This is a genomic window from Nocardioides sp. Soil777 (assembly GCF_001428425.1).
Lineage (GTDB): Bacteria > Actinomycetota > Actinomycetes > Propionibacteriales > Nocardioidaceae > Nocardioides > Nocardioides terrigena.
Genome location: NZ_LMSN01000001.1, coordinates 77,733 through 102,219, shown reverse-complemented (window position 1 = coordinate 102,219; position 24,487 = coordinate 77,733). Strand labels below are relative to the sequence as shown.

General features: G+C 73.1%; 20 protein-coding genes. 17 read left to right on the top strand and 3 right to left on the bottom strand.

Going from position 1 to position 24,487, the window contains the following annotated elements; translation table 11 throughout:
- Positions 1–53 precede the first annotated feature (53 nt).
- The 7 genes from ASG88_RS00495 to ASG88_RS00465 all read left to right on the top strand — a co-directional run bounded on the left by ASG88_RS00495 (position 54) and on the right by ASG88_RS00465 (position 7,897).
- Positions 54–509: a hypothetical protein gene (locus ASG88_RS00495; RefSeq protein ID WP_157559492.1), complete on the top strand. Its 456-nt coding sequence runs from the start codon at positions 54–56 to the stop codon at positions 507–509.
- Positions 510–674: 165 nt separating this feature from the next.
- On the top strand, positions 675–1,022 hold the full coding sequence (locus ASG88_RS00490) for a DUF6504 family protein (RefSeq protein WP_056885455.1): 348 nt from the start codon (positions 675–677) through the stop codon (positions 1,020–1,022).
- 10 nt (positions 1,023–1,032) lie between these two features.
- Positions 1,033–1,491 (top strand): SAV_6107 family HEPN domain-containing protein, encoded by a 459-nt coding sequence (locus ASG88_RS00485; protein ID WP_056885986.1) that lies wholly within the window; start codon positions 1,033–1,035, stop codon positions 1,489–1,491.
- Entirely contained in the window at positions 1,481–5,305 is a 3,825-nt protein-coding gene (locus ASG88_RS00480) for a DNA polymerase III subunit alpha (protein WP_056885454.1), read from the top strand. The genes ASG88_RS00485 and ASG88_RS00480 overlap by 11 nt, the downstream gene beginning before the upstream one ends.
- Positions 5,306–5,354: 49 nt before the next feature.
- Positions 5,355–6,092 (top strand): methyltransferase domain-containing protein, encoded by a 738-nt coding sequence (locus ASG88_RS00475; protein WP_056885453.1) that lies wholly within the window; start codon positions 5,355–5,357, stop codon positions 6,090–6,092.
- Positions 6,093–6,143: 51 nt separating this feature from the next.
- A complete protein-coding gene (gene dinB, locus ASG88_RS00470; RefSeq protein ID WP_056885452.1) occupies positions 6,144–7,346 on the top strand; it encodes a DNA polymerase IV in 1,203 nt (400 codons plus the stop codon).
- A gap of 107 nt (positions 7,347–7,453) precedes the next feature.
- Positions 7,454–7,897, top strand: a complete 444-nt coding sequence (locus ASG88_RS00465) for a DUF3040 domain-containing protein (RefSeq protein WP_056885985.1) — start codon at positions 7,454–7,456, stop codon at positions 7,895–7,897.
- Positions 7,898–8,208: 311 nt separating this feature from the next.
- Here the strand turns inward: ASG88_RS00465 and ASG88_RS00460 are convergent, their stop codons facing one another.
- From ASG88_RS00460 to ASG88_RS00450, 3 genes are read right to left on the bottom strand one after another with little or no spacing between them, the layout of a single operon-like run.
- The gene (locus tag ASG88_RS00460; protein WP_056885451.1) at positions 8,209–10,578 is read right to left on the bottom strand and encodes a transglutaminaseTgpA domain-containing protein; all 2,370 of its coding nucleotides are present in this window, start codon (positions 10,576–10,578) and stop codon (positions 8,209–8,211) included.
- Positions 10,575–11,831 (bottom strand): DUF58 domain-containing protein, encoded by a 1,257-nt coding sequence (locus ASG88_RS00455; RefSeq protein WP_056885450.1) that lies wholly within the window; start codon positions 11,829–11,831, stop codon positions 10,575–10,577. The genes ASG88_RS00460 and ASG88_RS00455 overlap by 4 nt, the downstream gene beginning before the upstream one ends.
- On the bottom strand, positions 11,824–12,762 hold the full coding sequence (locus ASG88_RS00450) for an AAA family ATPase (protein ID WP_234411192.1): 939 nt from the start codon (positions 12,760–12,762) through the stop codon (positions 11,824–11,826). The genes ASG88_RS00455 and ASG88_RS00450 overlap by 8 nt, the downstream gene beginning before the upstream one ends.
- Positions 12,763–13,257: 495 nt before the next feature.
- On the opposite strand from ASG88_RS00450, the gene mraZ reads away from it, so the two are divergent.
- The 10 genes from mraZ to ftsW all read left to right on the top strand — a co-directional run bounded on the left by mraZ (position 13,258) and on the right by ftsW (position 24,475).
- Positions 13,258–13,686 carry a division/cell wall cluster transcriptional repressor MraZ gene (gene mraZ / locus ASG88_RS00445; RefSeq protein WP_056885449.1) on the top strand — a complete coding sequence of 143 codons (429 nt, stop codon included), beginning with the start codon at positions 13,258–13,260 and terminating at the stop codon, positions 13,684–13,686.
- A 237-nt stretch (positions 13,687–13,923) separates the two neighbouring features.
- The gene (locus tag ASG88_RS22845; RefSeq protein WP_157559491.1) at positions 13,924–14,082 is read left to right on the top strand and encodes a hypothetical protein; all 159 of its coding nucleotides are present in this window, start codon (positions 13,924–13,926) and stop codon (positions 14,080–14,082) included.
- Positions 14,083–14,086: 4 nt separating this feature from the next.
- Positions 14,087–15,061, top strand: a complete 975-nt coding sequence (rsmH, locus tag ASG88_RS00440; protein WP_056885448.1) for a 16S rRNA (cytosine(1402)-N(4))-methyltransferase RsmH — start codon at positions 14,087–14,089, stop codon at positions 15,059–15,061.
- Positions 15,061–15,660, top strand: coding sequence for a hypothetical protein (locus ASG88_RS00435; protein ID WP_056885447.1), 600 nt, complete (start codon positions 15,061–15,063; stop codon positions 15,658–15,660). The genes rsmH and ASG88_RS00435 overlap by 1 nt, the downstream gene beginning before the upstream one ends.
- Before the next feature lie 113 nt (positions 15,661–15,773).
- The gene (locus ASG88_RS00430) at positions 15,774–17,558 is read left to right on the top strand and encodes a peptidoglycan D,D-transpeptidase FtsI family protein (protein ID WP_235534661.1); all 1,785 of its coding nucleotides are present in this window, start codon (positions 15,774–15,776) and stop codon (positions 17,556–17,558) included.
- Between the two features lie 58 nt (positions 17,559–17,616).
- The gene (locus ASG88_RS00425) at positions 17,617–19,098 is read left to right on the top strand and encodes a UDP-N-acetylmuramoyl-L-alanyl-D-glutamate--2,6-diaminopimelate ligase (protein ID WP_157559532.1); all 1,482 of its coding nucleotides are present in this window, start codon (positions 17,617–17,619) and stop codon (positions 19,096–19,098) included.
- On the top strand, positions 19,095–20,477 hold the full coding sequence (locus tag ASG88_RS00420; RefSeq protein WP_056885446.1) for a UDP-N-acetylmuramoyl-tripeptide--D-alanyl-D-alanine ligase: 1,383 nt from the start codon (positions 19,095–19,097) through the stop codon (positions 20,475–20,477). Before ASG88_RS00425 ends, ASG88_RS00420 begins: the two co-directional genes overlap by 4 nt.
- Positions 20,474–21,586, top strand: a complete 1,113-nt coding sequence (gene mraY / locus ASG88_RS00415) for a phospho-N-acetylmuramoyl-pentapeptide-transferase (RefSeq protein ID WP_056885445.1) — start codon at positions 20,474–20,476, stop codon at positions 21,584–21,586. Before ASG88_RS00420 ends, mraY begins: the two co-directional genes overlap by 4 nt.
- Before the next feature lie 67 nt (positions 21,587–21,653).
- Entirely contained in the window at positions 21,654–23,126 is a 1,473-nt protein-coding gene (gene murD, locus ASG88_RS00410) for a UDP-N-acetylmuramoyl-L-alanine--D-glutamate ligase (RefSeq protein WP_056885444.1), read from the top strand.
- Between the two features lie 23 nt (positions 23,127–23,149).
- Positions 23,150–24,475, top strand: coding sequence for a putative lipid II flippase FtsW (ftsW, locus tag ASG88_RS22840; RefSeq protein ID WP_235534659.1), 1,326 nt, complete (start codon positions 23,150–23,152; stop codon positions 24,473–24,475).
- Positions 24,476–24,487 lie beyond the last annotated feature (12 nt).

The following is a 24,487-nucleotide window of genomic DNA, read 5'->3' as shown; positions in this document are numbered from 1 at the left end:
GAGCCTAGCCACCCGTTCGACTCCTGAGGGGAAATGTCTTGATGCGTCGCCAGGTGCCCGCTTCCGTCGCCCACGCCCTGCGCGTGCTCGTCGCCATCGTGCTCCTCAGCGCCGCCACCGCGCTGCTCACCTGGGTGCAGCGCGACGAGGTGATCCTCTCGTGGGCCAAGGGCAACCCGTCCGCCCAGGAGATCCTGGCCTCCGGCGGCATCGACGCGTTGCGGGACAGCGCGATCGTGCCGAAGTTCGTGCCGCTGGCGGTGGTCTCGTTCGTGGTCTTCCTGCTGCTCGCGGTGGTGCTCGCGGCGTTCCTCGTCGACGGGCACGGCTGGTCGCGGCTGGTGCTGACGCTGATGGCGGTCTTCGGGGTGCTCGTCGCGGCGCTCGGCCTGCTCAACCACCTGCCGGTGCTGCTGGAGGTCCTCTCGGCGGTCTCGATGGTCCTGTACGCCGCGCTGGTGTTCTTCCTCTGGCGCAAGGACACCAGCGCCTACCTGCGCGCGCACTGAGGTTTTCCCCAGCACCTCCGTCCGCCTCTTGACCCGCTGTCGGTGGGGGCGTGTACCTTTGGCCTTGTTCGAACATCTGTTCGGACACGGCCTCGGTGGCGGTGACCTCGACCCCCATCGCCACCGAGGCCGGTGGCGGGGTCGACGAGCGGTGAGGAGGCACGCATGAGGCTGTACGACGACCCCGTCGAGGTGCGACGAGGAGAGGCCGAGGGACCCGACCAGTTCCTCTGGCACGGACGCCTGTGGAAGGTCCGCTCGGTGCTGGCCCACTGGGTGGAGACGGCCCCATGGTGGCAGTCCACGGGTGCCCGGGCGGTGATCGGCTCGGACGACCCCGGCGACACCCTGACCACCGGCTCGACCGGCACCGACCTGCTCGTCGAGCGCGAGCTGTGGCGCGTCGAGGCCGGCCGTGGCTCCGGCGCGACGGGCTCCGAGCGGTCCGGCGTCTTCGACCTGTCCTTCTCGTGGACCGACGGTAGCTGGCAGCTCGTCGGCTGTGCGGACTGAGGAGGACGAGATGACGACCACGACGACCCGACCCCTCAACCCGCACCTGCTGCCGGCGACCACCCACTCCTACCTCGCCCGTGCGGCGGAGTCCCTCCAGGAGGCGATCTCGGCGCGCGACGTGCCCACCCGCTACGCCTGTGCCCACGTGGCGGCCCTGCGGGCGGCTGCCGCCCTGCTGGCAGCGCGGGCCCATCCGGCGCCCCGCGCCCGCCGCCAGAAGAACGCCTGGGTCCTGCTGGCCGAGGTGGCCCCCGAGATGGAGGAGTGGGCCCGGTTCTTCGCCGCCGGCGCGAGCAAGCGCGCGGCGGCCGAGGCCGGGTCGACCCGGGCGGTCACCGAGCGCGAGGCCGACGACCTCGTCCGCGACTCCGACCGGTTCCTGGCCGTGGTCGAGCAGGCGCTCGGGCTGGTGCCCCACGCCCCGGCGGCCGTGAGCCACACGACCGGCCAGAGCGGTGTCGCCTGACCCGTTCGTCCATCTCCATGTGGCCTCGGGCTACTCCCTGCAGTACGGCGCCTCGCACCCGCACGTCCTCGTCGAGCGCGCCGTGGAGCACGAGATGGACGCGCTCGCCCTCACCGACCGCGACGGCACCTACGGTGCGGTCAAGTTCGCCCAGGCCAGCCAGCGGGCAGGCATCCGGCCGATCCTGGGCGTCGACCTGGCCGTCGCCCCAGTCGGTCCCGGTGCGCCCGTTGGTTCCGGTGCCCCGGCCGGACCGGCCGGTGCGGGGCGTGCCCCCGTGCGCGGGGGCGCGCACCGTGACCTTCCGGCCCACCGCGGGGGCCTGCCCCGGGTGACGTTCCTGGCCGGCGGCAAGGCCGGCTGGGCGGCGATCTGCCGGATGGTCTCCGAGACCCACCTCCACGGGGAGCGGGGACGGCCGGTGGCCACCCTCGACCTGCTCGCCCCGCACCTCGGCTGCGGCGACGTCATGGTGCTGCTCGGCCCGACCTCCGAGCTCGGGGTCGCCGCGGTCCGACGCCGCGACGACCTCGGGCTGGCGGCCCTGGCGCCGTGGCTCGAGGTGGTGCCCCGCGACAACCTCGTCGTCGAGCTGGTCTCCCATCGCCTCCCCGGCGGGGGCAGCGCCGGGGGAGGGTGGGGCCCGGGCACCTCGCCGCACGCCGCCCGGATGGCCGGCGTCGCCCACCGGGCAGGCCTGGGTACGGTCCTCTCCAACGCGGTCCGCTACGCCGACCGCCTCGACGCCCCGACCGTCGACGTGCTCGACGCCGCCCGCCGGCTGGTGGCGCTCGACCGCCGCCACGTCGACCGTGCCAACGCCGAGGGCTTCCTCAAGTCCGGCAAGCAGATGCGCGAGGTGGCCGAGGAGGTGTGCCGGATGGCCGGGCTGGCCCACGACAGCGACACCGAGGCCCGCCGGCTGCTCGCCCGCACCCGGGCGGTGGCCGACCGGTGCGCCCTCGACCCACGCGGCGACCTCGGGCTGGGCGAGGTGCACTTCCCCGAGTTCGACCGGGCGGGCGAGCCGGGGGAGCCGGGGGATTCGGCGCACGCGACGCTGCGTGCCCGCTGCGAGGCCGGCATCGGTCACCGCTACGGCCAGGCGCCCCGGCAGCGCATCTGGAAGCGCCTCGACGACGAGCTCGAGCTGATCCGGGGTCTGGGCTACGCCTCCTACTTCCTCACCGTCGCCGACATCACCGACCTGATCGGCGAGATGGGGGTGCGCCGGGCCGCCCGCGGCTCGGGGGCGGGCAGCCTCGTCAACTACCTCCTCGGCGTCTCCGGGGTCGACCCGATCCGCCACGGCCTGCTGATGGAGCGCTTCCTGTCCCCGCTGCGCGCATCGCTGCCCGACATCGACATCGACGTCGAGTCCGCCCGACGCCTCGAGGTCTACGAGGCGATCCTCGCCCGCTACGGCGGCGACCGCTGCGTGTGCGTCTCGATGATGGACACCTACCGCGTCCGGCACGCGGTCCGCGACGTCGGCGCCGCGCTGGGCATGCCACCCGGCGAGGTCGACGCGATCGCCAAGGCGTTCCCGCACATCCGTGCGCGCGACGCCCGCACCGCGATGCGCGACCTCCCCGAGCTGCGGGCCAGCGGCCTGGCCAGCGAGCGCCTCGACCTGATGTTCCGGCTGGTCGAGCGTCTCGACGGACTGCCCCGGCACATCGCCGTCCATCCGTGCGGGGTGCTGCTCTCCGACGACACCCTGCTCTCCCGCACGCCGGTCGAGGCGTCGTACGCCGGCTTCCCGATGAGCCAGTTCGACAAGGACGACGTGGAGGCGCTCGGGCTGCTCAAGCTCGACGTGCTCGGCATCCGCATGCAGTCGGCGATGGCGCACGCGGTGTCCGAGATCTCCCGGGTCGACGGGGTCGAGATCGACCTCGACGACGAGGTGCAGGTGCCCTTCGACGACGACACGACCTACACGATGATCAGCTCGGCGCGCACCCTCGGCGTCTTCCAGATCGAGTCACCGGGCCAGCGCGAGCTGGTGGGCAGGTCGGGCATCGAGTCCTTCAGCGACATCATCACCGACATCTCGCTCTTCCGGCCGGGACCGGTCAAGAGCGACATGATCACGCCCTACCTCGAGGCCAAGCAGGGCTGGAAGACCGTCCACTACATCCACGAGGACCTGCGCCCGATCCTGGAGCAGACCCAGGGGGTGGTGGTCTTCCACGAGCAGGTCATCGAGATCATCGCCCGGTTCGCCGGGGTCTCCTACGCCGAGGCCGACGAGAAGCGGCGCGCGCTCGGCGACGTCGAGGGGATGGCCGAGACCGAGGTGTGGTTCTTCCCCCGCGCGCTGGCCCGCGGCTACGACCTCCCGCTGGTGACCCGCATGTGGAAGGTCGTCGCGGCGTTCGCGTCGTTCGGCTTCTGCAAGGCGCACGCGGCGGCCTTCGCGCTGCCCACCTACCAGTCGGCGTGGCTCAAGGCCCACTGGCCGGCCCACTTCCTGTCCGGGGTGCTCACCCACGACCCGGGCATGTATCCCAAGCGCCTGATCCTCGACGACGCCCGCCAGTTCGGCGTCGGGGTGCTCGGCCTCGACGTGAACGCCTCCGAGGCCTCCTACGTCGTCGAGCGCCTCGGGGACGGCTACGCGATCCGGCTCGCCCTCGCCGAGCTCAAGGGCATCAGCGAGGCCGAGGTGTCGCGCGTCGTCACCGCCCGCGGCGGCACCGGCGCGGACTGCACGACCCCCTATGTCTCCCTCAGCGACTTCCACGCCCGGGCCCGGGTCTCCCGTCCGGTGCTGGAGCGGCTGGTGCTGGCGGGGGCCTTCGACGACCTCTACCGCATCGCGAGCGGCGAGCACGAGGTCCGACCACGGGGCCGGCTGACGCGCCGCGACCTGCTGCTCCAGATCGCCGAGCTCGACCGGCACTCCCGGATGCTCGACCGCACCTCTCGCGGCCGGGGCCTGGGGGCGCGGCGGGTCTCGACGATGGTTCGACCCGAGCAGACCGCGCAGGACGCCGCCCGGCGCACGAGCTCCGACCCGGCCGTGCGGGCGGCGGCCCAGTCGCAGGCGGCCCGTCCGGTCCGCGAGGCCGACTCGGTCCAGCTGACCCTCCAGCTCGGCGACGAGCCGGGGTCGGGGGAGCCGGTCACGGGCCTGCCCGAGATGACCACCGACGAGCGGATGCGGGCCGAGCTGGAGATCCTCGGACTCGACGTCAGCCAGCACGCCGTCGCGCCGTATGCCGACTTCCTCGACGACCTCGGCACCACCCGCAGCCGCGACCTGCTGCGCCGGCGCAGCCGCGCCGAGCTGCTGGTCGCCGGGGTCAAGGTCGCCACCCAGACGCCGCCGATCCGGTCGGGGCGACGGGTCGTCTTCCTGACGCTCGACGACGGGACGGGACCGGTCGACTGCACGTTCTTCGAGGACGCACAGGGTCCCTACGCCGCCACCGTCTTCCACTCGTGGCTGCTCGTGGTCCGTGGGGAGCTGCGGCGCACGGGTCGGCGCGGGGTCTCGCTGCGCGCCACCGGCGCCTGGGCGCTGCCCGACCTGCACGCGCTGTGGCGGCGCGAGCGCACCCGCGAGGCAGCACTGGCCGCGGTGCTCGCCGAGATCGGCCGGGTCCCGGTGGGGTGGACCGATCCCGACGAGCCCGGGCACCGGCGGGTGCTGGTGCACTCCAGCGGCTTCCAGATGTCCCCCTACGCCGACATCAAGCCGGCCGGTGACGCCACCTTGGGTCTGCCTCGCAAGCCTGGGGTCGAGGAGGGCGCCCAGCGCCCGTCCCGCAACCTGTGGCACCGCAGCCCGGGGAGCCCGGGATGACGCCGGACGTGCCCCCGGTCCTCCCGGCGATCCCACTAGGGTTGCCTCCATGTCAGCCAGCGAGCGCCGCCAGTCCGTCCGCACCGGCGTGGTGTGGTCAGCGGTCCGCGAGGTGCTGGGGTCCACCGACCTCGCCCCGCAGGCCCGGATCGTCGACATCGGCGGCGGCACGGGCGGGTTCGCCGTCCCGCTGGCCGAGCTGGGTCACCACGTCCGGGTCATCGACCCCAGCCCCGACGCCCTCGCCGCCCTCGATCGGCGGGCCCGGGAGAGCGGCGTCGCCGACCGGGTCACCGGCCAGCAGGGCGACCTCGGCGACCTCGCCGGCCTCGTCGAGGCCGGAAGCGTCGACCTGGTCCTGTGCCACGGCGTGCTCGAGGTCGTCGACGACCCGGCCGCCGCGCTGGCGGCCATCGCCGGGGTGCTGCGACCCGGTGGCCACCTCAGCCTGCTGGTCGCCCAGCGCCACGCGGCCGTCGTCGCCCGGGCGATGGCCGGTCACTTCCAGGCCGCCCGCGACCTCCTCGACGCGGGCACGCCGAGCGGCCACCCCGGCCGGGCCGGCCATCGCTTCACCCGCGACGAGCTCGAGCCGCTGCTCGCGGGTGCCGGGCTGGAGACCACCTCCGTCCATGCCGTGCGCGTCTTCGCCGACCTCGTCCCCGGCTCCCTGCTCGACCTCGAGCCGGGCGCCACGGCCGCCCTGGTGGCCCTCGAGCAGGCCGTGGCGACCCGTCCCGAGTACTTCCCCCTGGCCACCCAGCTGCACGTCCTCGCGCGCGCCTGACCGGTCACCCGACAGGCCGCACTGGACGGTTCCGGACGCCCGGCGGTCACCATGACCGCCCTGCCCGTCGGGCGGCTCGACCCCTCGTGGCGCGCTCCGCTCCTGCACGTCGACATGGACGCGTTCTACGCCTCGGTCGCCACCCGGGACCGGCCCGACCTGGCCGACGTGCCCGTCATCGTCGGCGGGGGCAGCCGCGGGGTCGTGCTCTCGGCCAACTACCTCGCCCGCCAGTACGGCGTCCGCTCGGCGCTCCCGATGACCCGCGCCCGGCGGATGTGCCCGCAGGCCGTGGTGATCGCCCCCGACTTCGAGACGTTCAGCGCGGTGTCGTCCTCGGTGATCGAGAACTTCCGCCGGATCACCCCGCTGGTGGAGGTCGTCTCGCTCGACGAGGCGTTCCTCGACGTCCGCGGCTCGACCCGCCGGCTGGGGTCGCCGCGTGACATCGCGGGGCTGCTGCGCGCCACGATCCACGACGAGCAGGGCATCACCTGCTCGGTCGGGGTGGCGGCCTCGGTGTCGGTGGCCAAGCTCGCGAGCCGGCGGGCCAAGCCCGACGGTGTGGTGGTGGTCCCACCCGAGCGCGTCACCTCCTTCCTGCACCCGCTCGACGTGGGGGAGCTGTGGGGAGTGGGGGACAAGACCCGCGAGATGCTGCACCGGCTCGGGCTGGTCACGGTCGGGGACGTCGCCCACGTCCCGCTGCGCACCCTGCAGCGCGCGGTCGGCGTACACCTCGGCAGCCAGCTCCACGACCTGGCCTGGGGCACCGACCGGCGCACGCTCACCCCGCGCTCGGGGCCGTTCGAGCCGGACCGCTCGATGGGGGCCGACGAGACCTTCGCCCGCGACACCGACGACCGCGACGTCATCGTCCGCGAGCTGCTGCGGTTGTCCCACCGGGTGACCGGGCGGATGCGGACCGCCGGTGTGGCCGGTCGCACGGTGACGATCCGGATCAGGTTCGCCGACTTCACGACGATCACCCGCTCGCGCACCCTCCCCGAGGCCACCGACGTCACCGTCGACGTCTACCGCGTCGCCACCCGCCTGTACGACGCGCTCGGCCTCCAGCGCGCCCGCCTCCGGCTCGTGGGGGTCCGGGTGGAGGGTCTCGTGCCACGCGGGTCGGTGCACCGCCAGCTGGTGCTGGGGGAGGCGGAGCACGGTTGGGCGGAGGCCGATCGGGCGGTCGACCGGGCCACCCGCAGGTTCGGCGCGGCGGCCGTCCGACCGGCGAGCCTGATGTGATCAGCACCCGAATCGGGCGAATTTCGAGAGGCGGCTACCCGGTTGCCCACCGGGTGCCTAGACTTGTCACACGGCTGGCACACGACGTGTTGGTGGAGGAGGTAATGATGCCGCTGTCCGAGGAAGAGCTGCGAATGCTCGAGCAGATGGAGCGCGCACTCGTCGCAGAGGACCCCAAGCTGGCGTCCACCCTGCGTGGCACTGCGATGCAGCGCGCCGCTCGCCGGCGCGCGATCGCCTCGGGCGTCGTCTTCGTCGCCGGCATGGCACTGCTCACCGGTGGTGTCATCTTCCGCCAGACCATCCTCGGCATCGTGGGCTTCCTCGTGATGCTGGCCGCGGCCGTCGTGGTCGTGACCGCCCTGCGCCACCCCGCCAGCTCCGGCCCGCACATGCGCGACACCCGCCACGACGGCTTCGGTGTCGTCGACGGCGGCAAGGCCGGCAAGTCGCCGCGCTTCCAGCGCAACCGGCGCGCCAAGGCCTCCGGCTCGTTCATGGAGCGCATGGACGAGCGCTGGCGTCGCCGCCGCGACAACGGCCCCTTCTGACCCACGCGAGCCCACCACGCCTGACGGGCCTCCGCACGACGTCATGAATTCTGGTCGTCCGGACAGCCAGGTTCCATGACGTACGCAGCAGCGGGACCGGCGTACGTCCGTGATCGCTCCGGCACCTCCGCCTCCCAGCGGGGACGTGCGGCCGGGTGAGCGGTGTCCGGGACTCGCACGCTACAGCCCGCGCGAAGGGCGTGGTGCCCGGACTTCCGCCCTCCTGCGTGGAAGTACAGCCTCCGTGAGCTGACGCGACCCGCCGGCTGACGCGACGGCTGGCCGCGGGCCGACGCGACGATCCCGCCGGGTCAGCCCGGGTGGTCGGCGAGCTCGCGCTCCTCGGCGGGCGCCCGCGTGACGACCTCGGTGGCCGGCCGGTGCGGGGCGGGGCGCAGCGACCGGGGCCACCGACGGGCCCGACGGGCGACCCGGGGCGCGACCCCGGCGACGAGGGCGTCCTCGACAGCTGCGACGTCGATGGCACGCACGTGGGAGTCGCCCGGCGTCGAGGACCGGGCGTAGCGGCTCTCCTCGAGCTCGGTCACCAGCCGGTCGAGCGCAGCGGCGCTCTCGGGTGCGAGGTCCCGGCCCCGGCGTGGCCGGTCCGAGCGCTCGGTCTCGGCCCCGGGCGCACCGAAGCGCTCCCCGAGCCAGGTGCCGATGGCGCGAGGCGACCGACCTCCGGGCCAGCCGTGGCCCAGGTCGATGGCCAGGTCGCGCAGCTCCTGCCACGCCTCCTCGACGCCGCCCGTGAGGCGGCGTTCGCGCCGCTGGCGCCGGACGAGGCCGGGCACCAGCAGCACCGCGGCGACCAGCAGCAGGACGAGGAGCACCAGCACGATCGGCAGCCACGGGATCGAGGTGCCCTCGTCGTCCGAGGCAGCCGCGGCGTCGGCCTCCGGGCTCTGGCCACGCTCGGGCAGGGCGTCGGAGGTGCGGGTGGCGCTGGGCGAGACCGACGGCTCCTCGATGGTGGGCAGCTCACCGCGGGTGTAGGCGGGCACCGTCTCGGCCCGCCCGTCCGGGCCACCGGGCGTGGGCTCGAACCTCACCCAGCCGGAACCCGGGAAGTAGAGCTCGGGCCAGGCGTGCTGGTCGTGGGAGGAGAACTCCCAGGTGTCGGGCCCGGCTGACCGTGGCTCCAGCCAGCCGACCGCGACGCGCGCCGGGATCCCGATGATGCGGGCCATGATCGCCATCGAGGCCGCGAACTGCTCGCAGTACCCGACCCGACCCGAGTCCGCGTCGAGGAAGGAGTCGAGGTTGCCGTCCTCCGCATCCTCGACCGCGCTGAGGTTGTAGGAGAAGCCGCCGTCCTCGCGGAACCACTGCTGGAGCGCCCGCGCCTTGCGGAAGCGGGTCGGGGCGTCGCCGGTGACTGCCGCCGCGAGCGTGCGCACGTTGCTGGAGACGCTGGGCGGCACCTCGAGGTAGCCGGCTCGCACGTCGGCGGCACCCGACACGGCCCGGTCCATCGCCGGGGGGTCGAGGTCGAGCGAGACGGACGTGAAGTCGTAGGACTTGCCGGCCGTGGTCACCTCGTCGTCGGCGCTGATGAAGTCCATCGTCGAGGTGTCGTAGCGCCAGTCGCCGGTCACCTGGATGTCGCTGAGGTGTGCGGTGGTGGGCAGCCACGTGTTCCCGTAGTCGTTGTCGATGCGGACGCTGTAGTCCGACTCCGTGCGCGGGACGGACGGGTCCACGCCGTCGAGGGCGGGCAGCTCGCCGCGCGCGACCTGGGTCTCGGGGATGTCCCGGTCGCCCGGCGTCCACGTGTCGCCGTTGAAGCGGGTGAGCACCGTCCGTCGGAGGTAGGTCGGCCGCTCGCCATCGGTGCTGACGTAGACCTGGGGCACGTCCTCCCCGCGCACGAGGTCGCGGCGCAGGTCCACCATCGGGTCGGCCACCTGGATCTCTCGGTTGCCCGGGCCCTGCCCGTCGAAGAGCGCGACGTCGAGGGTGGGGATCAGCACCGGCAGCGCGAGCGCCATCGCGGTGGCGCTGGCGCCGATGGCGACGGCGGACCCGCGGACGGCCCCGGTGCGCACGCCGAAGCCGGTCGGGTCGGCGTCCTCCTCCTCGACCTCGCGGCCCCACCGGGTCACCTGCTCCTCGTGGGCGATGAACATCATCGCCAGGAAACCGGCGGCGACCAGCACGAAGGTCCACCACGAGGTGCCCTCGCCGGTGACCGAGACCGGCACGGAGTACGCCGTCAGCAGCACCAGTCCGGCCAGCGGCACCCGCCGGAGGGTGCAGGCGAAGAGGTCGGTGGCCAGCAGGGTGAGGGCTCCGCCGACGAGCAGCAGTGCGTGCACGGGCGGCACGTTGGGCGGCACCGGCGCCTCGTACAGCCGGGCGGACTCGAGGCCCGCGGAGAAGGCTTCCCCGAAGGCGCCGATCGTGGCGCCGGTGGGCAGCATCGACCCGGTGACGACGAAGAGCAGCCACAGGGCCGAGAACGCGACCTGGCCGAGGACCACGACGGCCCCGGGCACACGCATCCACCGCGCGGTGGCCCCACCGACGGCGATCGCGATGGCGAGGAGGAACAGCGGCATCGTGACCGAGGCGGCGTCGGAGGTGAGGATGCGCCAGGACAGCAGGGTGAGCCACGACGTACCGGCCGCGAGCCCGGCGAGGAGCAGGGCGGGGCCGAGGCGGGTGCGGTGCGTCATGCGCCCACCCGCTCCCGCTTGCCGAGGCGTCCGAGCTCCTGCCAGACCACCTCGAGGTGGTCGCGCGGCGTCAGGGTGACGGCCTTCCAGCCACGGGCGGCGAGCGCCTGGGCGGTGCTGCCCGTCGCCGACGGCGGCAGGTGCGGGGCCCACTGGTCGACGTCGAGGGCGATCGCGGCCGTCGTGCTGGCGTGGTGCTGCATCCGCTTGATGAAGGGTGCGTCGGCGTCGTTGACCTGGCCGAGCACGGCGACCAGCAGCCCGCCCTGGCCGGCCTCGGCCAGCCAGCTGGTGTCGAGCCGGGGGGAGTGCTCGATCTGCACGACCGCGAGCGCCTCGAGGAGGGGAGCGGTGTTGACCGCCGCGCTGCGTGAGTGCCAGGCGGTGCCCGGCTCCTCGCCTCCGGCGGTGACGAGGCGTACGGCGTACCCGCGCTGCGCGAGGTGGACCGCGACGGACGCGGCGGCCGAGACCGCGGCCTCCAGCGACGACGCGACGCCCTGCCCGCGGTGCGAGATGAGCCGGTTGTCGAGGAAGACGGTGGCCCGCGACTGCCAGGGCTGCTCCTCGCGGCGGACCATCAGCTCGCCCACCCGGGCCGAGCTGCGCCAGTGCACGCGGCGCAGGTCGTCGCCGCGACGGTACTCACGGACGGTGACGTCCTCGGCGCTGCCGGTCGCGAACGAGCGCGGCCGGTTGTCGCCCGAGCCGGTCCACGCGCCCCCCAGCAGGATGCCCGGGAGGGGGACCGTGCGCGGGGTGACGGTGAGCGACGCCGTGGTGTGGAAGGCACGCCCGAGCTCGATGAGGCCGAAGGGGTCGGTGACCCGCACCGTCATCGGTCCGACGTCGAAGTGGCCCCGCACGTCGGAGCGCACCGTGTAGTCCACGTGCCGTCGCCAGCCGTGGCCGATGCCCTCGAGCACGAACCTCGGTCGTGGACCGAGGACGTAGGGGAGGTGGTCCTCCAGCAGCAGCACCCCCGTCGGCGTGCGGGCCTCGTTGGTGAGGGTGAGCTGGATGCGCGACGACTGGCCGGCGGCGACCAGCTGGGGGGAGACAGTGCGGACCAGGGCGAGCCGGTAGCGCGACCGTCCGATCCACAGCGCGGTCAGCAGGGGGAGCGCGGTGACGAGCACGCCGACGCGCACCAGGGCCGGGTGCCCGACGATCATCGAGCAGACGATCGTCGTGACACCGGCAGCCAGGAAGGCCCGTCCGCGGACGGTCAGACCGGCGAGCGCCTCACGCACGGTCCGGCTCGGGGACGGGGACGCCGGTCACGATCGCGTCCAGGATCGACCCGCTGGAGCGGCCGCCCATCGCCGCCTCGACGCTGGGCAGCAGCCGGTGCGCCAGCACCGGGCGGGCGAGCCCGTGGACGTCGTCGGGGAGCACGTAGTCGCGACCGCGCATCGCGGCGGCCGCCTTGGCCGCGCGGACCAGGTGGAGCGTCGCCCGGGGCGAGGCGCCGAGGTGCAGCTCGGTGGAGGTGCGGGTGGCGGTGGACAGCGCCACGGCGTACCGCTGGACGGCGGGGGCGACGTGCACCCTCCCGACGATCTCGATGAGCTTGCGGATCTCGCCGGCATCGGTCACCGCCTCGAGGTCGTCGAGCGGGTTGGTCGTGGTGTGCGAGCCGAGCATCGCCAGCTCGGCGGCCTCGACGGGGTAGCCCACGGACACGCGCGCCATGAAGCGGTCGCGCTGCGCCTCGGGGAGGGCGTAGGTGCCCTCCATCTCGATGGGGTTCTGGGTCGCGATGACCATGAACGGCTTCTCGAGCATGTACGTCGTGTTGTCGACGGTGACCTGGCGCTCCTCCATGGCCTCCAGCAGCGCGGACTGCGTCTTGGGGGAGGCCCGGTTGATCTCGTCGCCGACCACGATGTTGGCGAAGACGCCACCGGGGCGGAACTCGAACTCGCGGGTGTCCTGGTTGAAGACGGAGACGCCCGTGACGTCCGAGGGCAGCAGGTCGGGGGTGAACTGGATGCGTCGCACGGTCGAGTCGATGCTGCGGGCCAGGGCCTTGCTCAGCTGGGTCTTGCCGACGCCGGGGACGTCCTCGATGAGGAGGTGACCCTCCGCCAGCAGCACGACGAGCGCGGCGTTGACCACGTCCGGCTTGCCCTCGATGACGTGCTCGATGTTGGCGCGGACCCGGCCGACGACGCGTGCCAGCGTGTCGAGGTCGGAACCTCCGCCGTGGGCCCCGTTGCCGGTGCCGTCCTGGATCGACGTACTCACGTGCTGTTCCCCACTCCCTGACCGAGGAGGGGACCAGCACGACGCCGGCCCCACGTCCTCCCCACCGTATGACGTGGGCGCAACATACCCGCGCCCTGACGCCGAGAGCGGAGACCGGAGCGGGATTCCCCACCTTTCGCACCACTTTCCTCCACCGCCGGCTCCCGGAACAGCCCCTTTCCTCCCCACCGGCGCTCCACCGGCGCTCCCCGGTCCCGCCGCTGAGCCGGCCCGCAGGACGCTGACCTGCGGTTTCGACGTCGTACGCCGCTCGCGGACGCTGGCAGGCGGCCGCCCGGCACCCGCAGGTCGCTGCCGTGGAGGAACACGTCATCCAGGCGGCGAAACACGCGTGGAATGGTTGACGGTGGAGCGTTGTGGGTTAGAGTGGTGGAAAGTGGGGAACAGGGTCGGAGAGGTGGGTGCCAGATGTTCTTCGGCACCTACACGCCCAAGCTCGACGAGAAGGGCCGGCTCTTCCTCCCCGCGAAGTTCAGGGACCAGCTGACGGAGGGACTCGTGGTGACCAGGGGACAGGAGCGCTGCCTGACCGTCTGGTCGATGGACGACTTCTCCTCCCTGACCGACCGGCTCCGCCAGGCGCCGGTCACCAACAAAGGCACCCGTGACTACGTCCGCATGTTGTTCGCGGCGGCGTCGCAGGAGGTCCCCGACAAGCAGGGCCGCATCTCCATCCCGGGGCCGCTGCGTGAATACGCGTCGCTCACCAAGGACGTCGTGGTCATCGGCTCGATGAACCGCATCGAGATCTGGGACCCGGCGGCGTGGACGACCTACTCGGAGGAGCAGGAGCAGAAGTTCTCCGAGCTGAGCGACGAGGTCTTCCCCGGTATCTAGCACCGCCAGCTCCACCCCGCACCACCAACTCAACAGCTGATCCGGCACCACAGCACCAGGTCTCGTGCCCGCTCTCCCGTCGCCATCTGGGGCAACTTCCCCGTGCACCAGATGGCCTTCCCCATCGGGGGAGCGGGCAGGGACCTGGCGAGGTGGCTCCGGATCAGCCGCACATCAGCACCGGCAGCACCAGCACCACCCGTCAGCACCACCAACCGCGTCAGTGGGGTCGAGTTCATGAGCACAGCCGTCAGGGGGCAGTCCGTCGCCGGCCGTCCGCCGCGCGTGCGCGACCAGGCCCGCGACGCCGTCACCGTGATGGCGTTCTCCGCCGCCACGTCGGGTGCGATCGCCGCCGCGCTCGTCCTGCTCTCCCACCTGGGCCGGCAGGGCTGAGCGGATGACGACCCCCAGCCACGCCCCGGTGCTCCTCGACCGGGTCGTCGCTCTCCTCCAGCCTGCGCTGGACCGCGAGGGCGCCGTCCTCGTCGACTGCACGCTCGGCCTCGGCGGACACACCGAGGCCGTCCTCGAGCGCCTGCCCCGGGCCCGGGTCATCGGCATCGACCGCGACACCGCGGCCCTCGAGATGGCGGGTGCGCGCCTCGCGTCCTTCGGTGCCCGCTTCACCGGGGTGCACGCGGTCTACGACGAGATCCCCGACGTCCTCGCCGACCAGGGCCTCGAGGCCGTCGACGCGGTCCTCTTCGACCTCGGCGTCTCCTCGATGCAGCTCGACGTGCGCGAGCGCGGCTTCGCCTACGCCGTCGACGCCCCCCTCGACATGCGCATGGACGGGACCACCGGCATCACCGCCGCCGAGGTCCTCAACACCTACTCGGTCGGCGACCTGACCCGCGTGCTCCAGGAGTACGGCGAGGAGAAGTTCGCCCGCAAGATCGCCCGCGCCGTGGAGCGCGAGCGCGAGACCGAGCCCTTCACCACCAGCGCCCGGCTCGTCGAGCTGCTGTACGCCGAGATCCCGGCGCCGGCGCGGCGTACCGGGGGACACCCCGCCAAGCGGACCTTCCAGGCCCTGCGCATGGAGGTCAACGACGAGCTCGCCGTCCTCCGGCGGGCGATCCCCGCGGCCATCGACGCCATCAACGTCGGCGGCCGCGTGGTCGTCGAGTCCTACCACTCGCTCGAGGACCGGCTGGTCAAGCGGGCCTTCACCGCCGTCACCCGCCTCGACGTGCCGGACGACCTGCCGTTCATCCCCGAGGGCAGCGAGCCCGCGTTCCGCAACGTCACCCGGGGTGCCGAGCAGGCCGACGAGCACGAGATCGAGCAGAACCCGAGAGCAGCCTCGGTGCGCCTCCGCGCACTCGAGCGAGTCCTTCCCCACCGAGGTCCCCACCGAGGAGTCGCCTGATGAGCAGCCCGGCCACCCAGATCCGCCACCGCGTCCCGCGCATCGCGCAGGAGGCCGTCGAGCGGGCCCGCCTCTCGGTCGTCCCGCGCACCCGCACCCGGGCGCCCAAGGTCCCCTTCGTGACTCTCGTCAGCCTCGTGCTCGTCGGGGGCATCGTGGGGCTGCTGCTCTTCAACACCTCGATGCAGCAAGCGTCCTTCGCGGCGACCGCGCTCGAGGAGGAGGCCACCAACCTCGCCGCCCGCGAGCAGACGCTGCAGATGGAGCTCGACGAGCTGCGCAACCCGCAGCGGGTCGCCACGCAGGCCCAGCAGATGGGCATGGTCGTGCCGGCGGCGCCGACCTTCCTGACGCTCGGTGGTGGCGCCGTCGAGGGCGTCAAGACCCCGGCCACCCCCGAGGACCGCCTCAACCTCACCCCACCCGCCCCGGTCAAGCCCGAGATCCTCGCCCCCGCGCCGACGATCGTCGAGGTCCCCGCGGCCGAGGTCCCGGCCCCGGAGACGACGGCGGAGGACGAGGCGGCCGCGGCCGCTGCCGCGGGCACGACGCCCGACGGCACGACGGACGCCCGGAAGAAGAACCGCACCCGCCGCTGACGGCGCGGCCTGACGGCCAACCCCGGTCGTTCCCGGTAGAAATGGAACCGACCCCACCAGTCACACCAACCACACGCAGACCACCCCACGCAGACCACCAGGACGGAGACGGAGTGCCCGCCAACCGGACCAGCAACCGGACCGCCAGCCGGACCACCGCCCGGCGCGGGTCGCCGCAGCTGCGCCTGCGGGTGGGCCTGGTCCTCATCGCGATGGTGCTGTCCTTCTTCGGCGCCCGGCTCGTGCAGCTCCAGGGCATCGACCCCAAGTCGTACGCCGCCATGGCGGCCGCCGAGGGCGTGCAGACGGTCATCCTCCCCGCCGAGCGCGGGGACATCCTCGACCGCAACGGCGTCCCGCTGGCCGACTCGATCCAGGGGAAGATGGTCATCGCCGACCCGGTGATGACCGCCGACGACGCCCCGGCCATCGCGCAGATCCTCTCCGCCGGCCTCGACGTCGACTACTTCCGCACCCTGCGCGCACTGCGGGGGCGCGAGGAGGGCAGCCGCTACGAGTACGTCGCCCGCCGGGTGCCGAGCACGACGGCCACCGACGTGCTGGCCCAGCTCTCCGAGGCCGGCTACCAGGGCGTCACCACCGAGGACGACCCGATCCGCGACTACCCGGCCGACGACGTGGCCGCCAACGTGCTCGGCTTCATGGGCACCGACGAGCCGCTCGGTGGCTTCGAGCGCACCTTCGACCAGCAGCTGGCCGGCGAGGACGGCACCGCGCGCTACACGGTCGGCGGCGGCAACCGGGTGCCCCTGGGGGAGAACAGCGTCGTGCCGGCCCGCAACGGCGAGGCACTGCGCACCACGATCGACCTCGACCTGCAGTGGTTCACCCAGCGCGTCCTGGCCCAGACCCTCCAGAAGTACCGCGCGCAGAGCGGCGTCGCGCTGGTGATGGACACCCGCACCGGCGAGCTGCTCGCCCTGGCGGACGGTCCGACCTTCGACGCCAACGCCCCGCTCGAGGCCGACAAGGAGAACCTCGGGTCCCGCGCCCTGAGCGAGGCCTACGAGCCGGGCTCGGTGGAGAAGGTCCTCACCGCCGCCTCGCTCATCGACGCCGGCAAGGTGACGCCCCGGCAGAAGTTCCGGGTGCCCGCCCTGCTGCACCGCCAGGACCGTCCCATCGGCGACTGGTTCGACCACGGCAACATCAAGCTGACGCTGACCGGCATCCTCGCCAAGTCGTCCAACATCGGCACCGTGCTCGCCGCCGACGCGTTCACGCCGCAGGAGCTCACGACCTACCTGCGCTCCTTCGGCCTCGGCTCGCGTACCGACGTCGGCGTCCGCGGCGAGTCGCCGGGCATCCTCACCGACGGCGACCTGATGACGTCCCAGACCAAGGACCGCGTCGCCTTCGGCCAGTCCCTGTCGGTCAACGCGGTGCAGATGACCGCGGCCGTCAACACGATCGCCAACGGCGGCGTCCGCATCGCGCCCAGCCTCGTCCAGGGCAGCGCCACCACCGACGAGGGCGTCGAGGTCGGCACCGACCACGCCGAGGCGACCCGCGTCGTCAGCGAGCAGGCCGCCCGTCAGACCGCCCGGATGATGGAGCGGGTGACCCACGAGGGTGCCGGCGTCGCGCCGATGGCCGCCGTCCCGGGCTACCTCACCGCCGGCAAGACCGGCACCGCCCAGCGCGTCGAGGACGAGTGCGGCTGCTACGACGGCTCCACCACGGTCTCCTTCGGTGGCTTCGCCCCGGCCGACGACCCCCGCTTCACGGTCTACGTCGCGGTGCACGCGCCGCAGGTCGACGGCGGTGGCGCCACCATCGCCGGTCCGGCGTTCTCCCGGATCCTCGGCTACGCCCTGGGCCGCTACGGCGTCCCGCCGACCGACGGCAAGCCCTCGCGCCTGCCCGTCGAGTGGTGACTAGTCTCGCCACGTGATCGGCAACCCCCATACCGGCACCCGCCCCGGACAGCCCGTCGTGACCCGACTGGCCGACCTGGTCGACTGGCTCGGCACCCTGACCCCCGTACGCGGTGACGGCGACCGCGACGTCGCGGTCACCGGGATCTCCCTGAGCACCCAGCGCATCCTCCCCGGCGACCTGTACGCCGCGCTCCCGGGCACCCGCGCGCACGGTGCCGACTTCGCCGACCAGGCCCTCGCCGCGGGAGCCGTCGCCGTGCTCACCGACGCCGACGGCGCCGACCGTCTGCCACCCGGCACGCCGGTGCTGGTCGTCGAGCACCCCCGCGCGGTCCTCGGTCGCGTCGCGGCCCACCTCTACGGCGAGCCCACCGCCGACCTCACCGTGATCGGCGTGACCGGCACCCAGGGCAAGACCACGACGACGCGGCTGCTGGAGGCGGGCCTCGAGCAGGCCGGCGTGCCCGCCGCCGTCGTCGGCACCGTCGGCACCCGCATCCACGGCGTCGACGTCAAGACGTCGCTCACCACCCCCGAGGCCCCGGACCTGCACGGCCTCTTCGCGGTGATGCGCGAGCAGGGCGTCGTCGCCTGCGCGATGGAGGTCTCCAGCCACGCCCTCGTCATGGGCCGCGTGGACGGGGTCGTCTTCGACGTGGCGACCTTCCTCAACCTGGGCCGCGACCACCTCGACTTCCACCCCGACGTCGAGGACTACTTCGCCGCCAAGGCGTCCCTCTTCACCCCCGAGCGCGCCCGGCTCGGGCTGACCAACGTCGACGACGAGCACGGCCGGCTGCTGCTCGACCGGGCCGGCATCCCCATGCGGACCTTCTCGAGCGAGGGCCGCGACGCCGACTGGCGCGCCGTGGACGTGGAGTTCGCCGGCGACGGCGCGCGCTTCACCGTCACCGGCCCCGAAGGCCTCCGGGTCGACGCCGGGGTGCCCGTCCCCGGCGCGTTCAACGTCTCCAACGCGCTCGCCGCCATCGCCTCCGCGGCGCTGGCCGGCCTCGACCCCCACCAGGTCGCGCGCGGCATCGCCGCCGGCGGGGGAGTGCCGGGCCGGCTGGAGCGCGTCGACGCCGGTCAGGACTTCACCGTGGTCGTCGACTACGCCCACAAGCCCGACGCGGTCGAGGCCGTGCTCGCCACCCTGCGTCCGCTCACCGAGGGGCAGGTCGTCGTCGTCCTCGGCGCCGGTGGCGACCGCGACCCCGGCAAGCGGCCGATCATGGGCGAGATCGCCGCCCGCCTCGCCGACGTCGTCGTCGTCACCGACGACAACCCGCGCACCGAGGACCCGGCCGCGATCCGGGCCGCCGTGGTCGCCGGCACCGGCGCGGGAGCCGCCGAGGTGGTCGAGATCGGCGACCGCCGCGCGGCCATCCGCGACGCCGTACGCCGCGCGCGTCCGGGGGACGTGGTGCTCATCGCCGGCAAGGGCCACGAGACCGGGCAGGAGGTGCACGGAGAGGTGCACCCCTTCGACGACCGCGTGGTCGCCGCCGAGGAGATCGCGCAGGTAAGCCGATGATCGAGATGACCCTCGACGAGATCGCCGAGGCCGTGGGCGGCGTCGCCCACGGCGAGGCCACGGTCACCGGCGGCGCCTTCGTCGACACCCGCACCCCCGAGCCCGGCGGCCTGTTCGTCGCGGTCGAGGGTGAGCGGGTGGACGGCCACGACTACGCCGGTACGGCGCTCGCGGCCGGCGCCGTCGCCGTCCTCGGCAGCCGGCCGACCGAGGCCCCGACGGTCGTCGTCGACGACGTCGTCCGGGCCGTCGGCGTGCTGGCCCGCCACGTCGTGGACCGGCTCCCCGACACCACCGTGCTCGCCCTCACCGGCAGCCAGGGCAAGACCGGCACCAAGGACTACCTCGCCCACGTGCTCGAGGCCGCCGGGCCGACTGTCGCGACCCGCGGCAACTTCAACAACGAGATCGGGGTGCCGCTCACCGTCCTGCGGGCCACCGAGGAGACCCGTTACCTCGTCGTCGAGATGGGGGCGCGGGGCATCGGGCACGTCGGCTACCTGTGCACGATCGCGCCGCCCACGGTGGCCGCCGTGCTCAACGTCGGCACCGCCCACATCGGGGAGTTCGGCAGCCGCGAGGCCATCGCTCGGGCCAAGGGCGAGATCGTGGAGGCGCTGCCCGCCCACGGCACCGCCGTGCTCAACGCCGAGGACCCGCTCGTCGCGGCCATGGCGGAGCGCACGGTCGCGCAGGTGCGGACCTTCGGGCCGCCGCCCGCCGACATCGCCGTCACCGACCTGGTCAGCGACGAGCTCGGACGCCAGTCCTTCGACCTGACCCACCTCGGCTCCGGGGCCACCGTGCACCTCGCGCAGGTCGGTGCCTTCCAGTGGCGCAACGCGGCAGCGGCCGCCGCCATGGCGCTGGCCGCCGGGGTCGACCTCGACACGGTCGCCGACGCCCTCGCCGACGCGCAGTCGGCCAGCCGGTGGCGGATGGAGGTCAGCGAGCGGGCCGACGGGGCGGTGGTGGTCAACGACGCCTACAACGCCAACCCCGAGTCGATGGAGGCCGCGCTGGAGTCGCTGCAGGTCATCGGCCGCAGCTCCGGACGTCGTACCGTCGCCGTCCTCGGCGAGATGCTCGAGCTCGGCCCGGACGCCGAGCAGGCCCACCGCCGCGTCGGGGACTTCGCGCAGGCCGCCGGCGTGGACGTGCTGGTGACCGTCGGCGAGATGGCGGCGCACATGGCCGTCGGCTGGCCCCGTGAGGCGATCATCACGGCGGGGCGTGACGAGGCACTGGTCTGGTTGCGGGAGAATGTCTCGGCTGCCGACGTCGTCCTGGTGAAGGCATCGCGCGGCGCGGCGCTCGAAGTCGTCGTCGAAGGACTGTTGGCCCCCGACCCGGGTGGCACCGAAGGGAGCAACGCATGAGAGCGATCCTGCTCGGTGGCGGGCTCTCGCTGCTGATCTCGCTGATCGGCACCCGTTACGCGATCAAGGTGCTCGCGCGCCGTGGCTACGGCCAGGAGATCCGCGACGACGGGCCCACGACCCACCACACCAAGCGCGGCACGCCCACCATGGGCGGCCTCGTCATCATCCTGGCCACGGTGGTCGGCTACTTCACGGCCAAGCTCATCACCCTGCAGATGCCGTCGGCCTCCGCGATGCTGCTGCTGTTCCTCTTCGTCGGGCTCGGCGTCGTCGGGTTCCTCGACGACTTCATCAAGATCAGCCGGCAGCGCAACCTCGGCCTGCGCAGCCGCGCCAAGATGATCGGGCAGACCGTCATCGCCGTCACCTTCGGCATCCTGGCGCTGTGGCCCGGGCTGGAGGACGACCGCGGCCAGACCCCGGCCTCCCACCACATCTCCTTCATCCGCGACTACGAGGCGTTCGCGCTGCCGACCGTCGTCGTGATCGTCCTCATCTGGTTCTTCGTCACGGGCTTCAGCAACGCCGTCAACCTCACCGACGGCCTCGACGGCCTGGCCACGGGGTGCAGCATCCTGGTCTTCGCGGCCTACACGCTGGTCAACATCTGGCAGAACTCCCAGTCCTGCGCCATCGAGGCCGGGCCGAAGTGCTACGAGGTGCGCGACCCGCTGGACCTCGCCGTGATCGCCGCGGCGATCACCGGCGCCTGCTTCGGGTTCCTGTGGTGGAACGCCTCGCCGGCCCAGATCTTCATGGGCGACACCGGCTCCCTCGCCCTCGGTGGGGCCATGGCCGGCTTCGCCATCATGACCCGCACCGAGCTGCTCCTCGTCATCATCGGCGGGCTCTTCGTCGCCGTCACCCTCTCGGTGATGATCCAGGTGTCGGTCTTCAAGGTGAGCCGGGCCAGCGGGGCCTTCCGGTCGGTCTTCCGGGTCCAGCCGGGCCACCGGGTGTTCCGGATGACGCCGCTGCACCACCACTTCGAGATGCTCGGCTGGGAGCAGGTCACCATCGTGATCCGCTTCTGGATCATCACCGGCCTGTGCGTGGCCACCGGCGTGGGGATCTTCTACGCCGAGTGGGTCGCCGGGATCGGATGAGTCACCCCATGACGTTCTCCGCCTCCTCCGCTGCGCTCCTCCGACGGACAACGCCCCGGGGACCCCGATGAGCCGACGCGACCTCGACTCGCTGGGTCGACACACCCCCTGGGACGGCGTGCGGGCCGTGGTCGCCGGCTTCGGCGTCTCCGGCTTCGCCGCCGCCGACAACCTGCTCTTCCTCGGTGCGGGTGTCACCGCCCTCGACGAGGCGACCAGCGACGAGAAGGCGGAGAAGGCCACCCTCCTCGAGAGCCTCGGCGGCGACATCCGCCTCGAGCCCGGGGCCACGGCCACGCTGCCCGACGACGTCGACCTGCTCGTCACCTCGCCCGGCTGGCGCCCCGACGCGCCGCTGCTCGCCCAGGCCGCCGCCCGCGGCGTACCCGTCTGGGGCGAGGTGGAGCTGGCGTGGCGCCTGCGCGAGAAGGATGAGTCGGGGCGGGCCACGCCGTGGCTGGCCGTCACCGGCACCAACGGCAAGACCACGACGGTGCAGATGCTCGACTCGATCCTGCGGGCCGCCGGACTGCGCAGCGCCTGCGTCGGCAACGTCGGCCGCCCGATCGTCGAGGCGGTCATGGACCCCGAGCCGTACGACGTCCTCGCCGTCGAGCTGTCCAGCTTCCAGCTCCACTACACGCACTCGATGAGCGCGGAGTCGGCTGCCGTGCTCAACGTCGCGCCCGACCACCTCGACTGGTACCCCGGCGGCATGGACGACTACGCCGCCGACAAGGGCCGGATCTACGAGCGGGTCAGCCGCGCCTGCGTCTACAACGTCGCGGACCCGGCGACCGAGCGGCTGGTGGCCGAGGCCGACGTCGTCGAGGGGGCCCGGGCGATCGGCTTCACCCTCGGCATGCCCTCGGTCGGCATGGTCGGCGTCGTCGAGGACATCCTCGCGGACCGCGCCTTCATCGAGGAGCGGTCCACCAGCGCCGCCGAGCTCTGCACGATCGCCGACCTCGCGTCCCCGGCGCCGCACTTCGTCGCCAACGCCCTGGCGGCCGCCGCGCTGGCCCGGTCCCACGGTGTCTCGCAGGCCGCCGTGCGTGAGGGGCTGCGCGCCTTCCGGCCCGACGGCCACCGGATCGCGCACGTCGCGGAGCACGGGGGAGTGACCTGGGTCGACGACTCCAAGGCCACCAACCCGCACGCCGCCCAGTCGTCGCTGCAGGCCTACGACCAGGTCGTCTGGATAGCCGGCGGCCTGGCCAAGGGGGCGCGCTTCGACGACCTCGTGCAGGCCGTCCGGGGTCGACTCCGGGGCGTCGTGCTGCTCGGCGCCGACCGCCACGTGGTCGCCGACGCCCTTTCGCGACACGCCCCCGATGTGCCCGTCATCGAGATCGGCGACGGGGAGACTGGGGACCCGATGGAGCGCGTCGTCGACGCGGCTGCCCGGCTCGCCCGCGAGGGCGACACCGTGCTGCTGGCGCCGGGATGTGCCTCCATGGACATGTTCGCCAACTACGGCGCCCGTGGCGACGCCTTCGCCGCCGCGGTCCACCGTCGGATCGAGGGTCCCGGCAGCTGAGCCGGGAGGAGGGAGCGGCCGCGATGACCACCCTGTCGCCGGGCCCGGCTCCCCAGTCCACCGGCACCGACGCCACGACCGCCACGACCAGTGACGCCGAGACGCCGACGCGGCTCATGGCGCGCGTGCCGGGACGTCCCGGGCTCTCCGGGCTGCCCGGGCTGCGCGGCCTCCACGCCCTGCGCGAGGCGCTCGACCGGCCGCTGTCGTCCTACTACCTGCTGCTCGGCGCCTCGACGCTGCTGCTCACCATCGGCCTGATGATGGTGCTGAGCTCCTCGAGCGTCGACGCCTACAAGACCACCGGCGACTCCTACGCGATCGTCAAGCGCCAGCTGATGTGGGTGCTCCTTGGCCTGCCGTGCGCCTTCATCGCCTCGCGCATGTCGCACGCCTGGATCCGCCGGCTGGCCTGGCCGGCCTACCTCCTGTCGCTGGGCCTGCTGCTGCTCACCGCGTTCCTCGGGGTCGAGCGCAACGGCAACCAGAACTGGCTGGCCGTCGGCCCCCTCGCGATCCAGCCCTCCGAGGTCGCCAAGCTCGGCCTGGTGCTGTGGGCCGCCAACATCTACGCCCGCAAGGAGCGCCGGCTGGGCCGGGTGCACGAGATCATGATCCCGGTCGTGCCGGGCATGCTCCTGGCCACCGGCCTGGTCATCCTCGGGCGCGACCTCGGCACCGCGCTGGTGCTCTTCGCGATCCTGCTGGGGATGCTCTGGGTGGTCGGCGCTCCGCCGCGCTTCTTCGTGCTGAGCATCTCGATCATCGGCGTCGCGGTGATGTTCCTGGCCGCGATGGACGCCGAACGCCTCCAGCGCATCACCAACTTCTCCGACCCGTTCAAGGACTACCTCGACACCGGGTGGCAGCCGGCGCACGGGCTCTACGCGCTCTCCACGGGCGGGTGGTTCGGCCAGGGCATCGGTGCCTCGACGCAGAAGTGGGGTGGCCTGCCCGAGGCTCACAACGACTTCATCTTCGCCGTCCTGGGCGAGGAGCTCGGCCTGGTCGGCACGCTGCTCGTGATCGGCCTGTTCTTCACCATCGCGTTCGCGGCGATCCGCATCGCCTCGCGCACCGCCGAGCCGTTCGTGCGCTACATGTCCTTCGGCATCGTGGTGTGGCTGCTCGGCCAGATGATCATCAACGTCGGCATGGTGCTGGCCGTGATGCCGGTCATCGGCATCCCGCTCCCGCTGGTCTCCTACGGCGGGTCCGCCCTGCTGCCGTCCCTGGTCGCGCTGGGGCTCCTGGTCGGCTTCGCACGGCGCGAGCCGGAGGCGGCCGCGGCCCTGGCGGCGCGTCGTCGCAACCGCTCGGCCGGGCTGTCGGCGCCGGGCACGCGCTGACCCGCCCTCCCC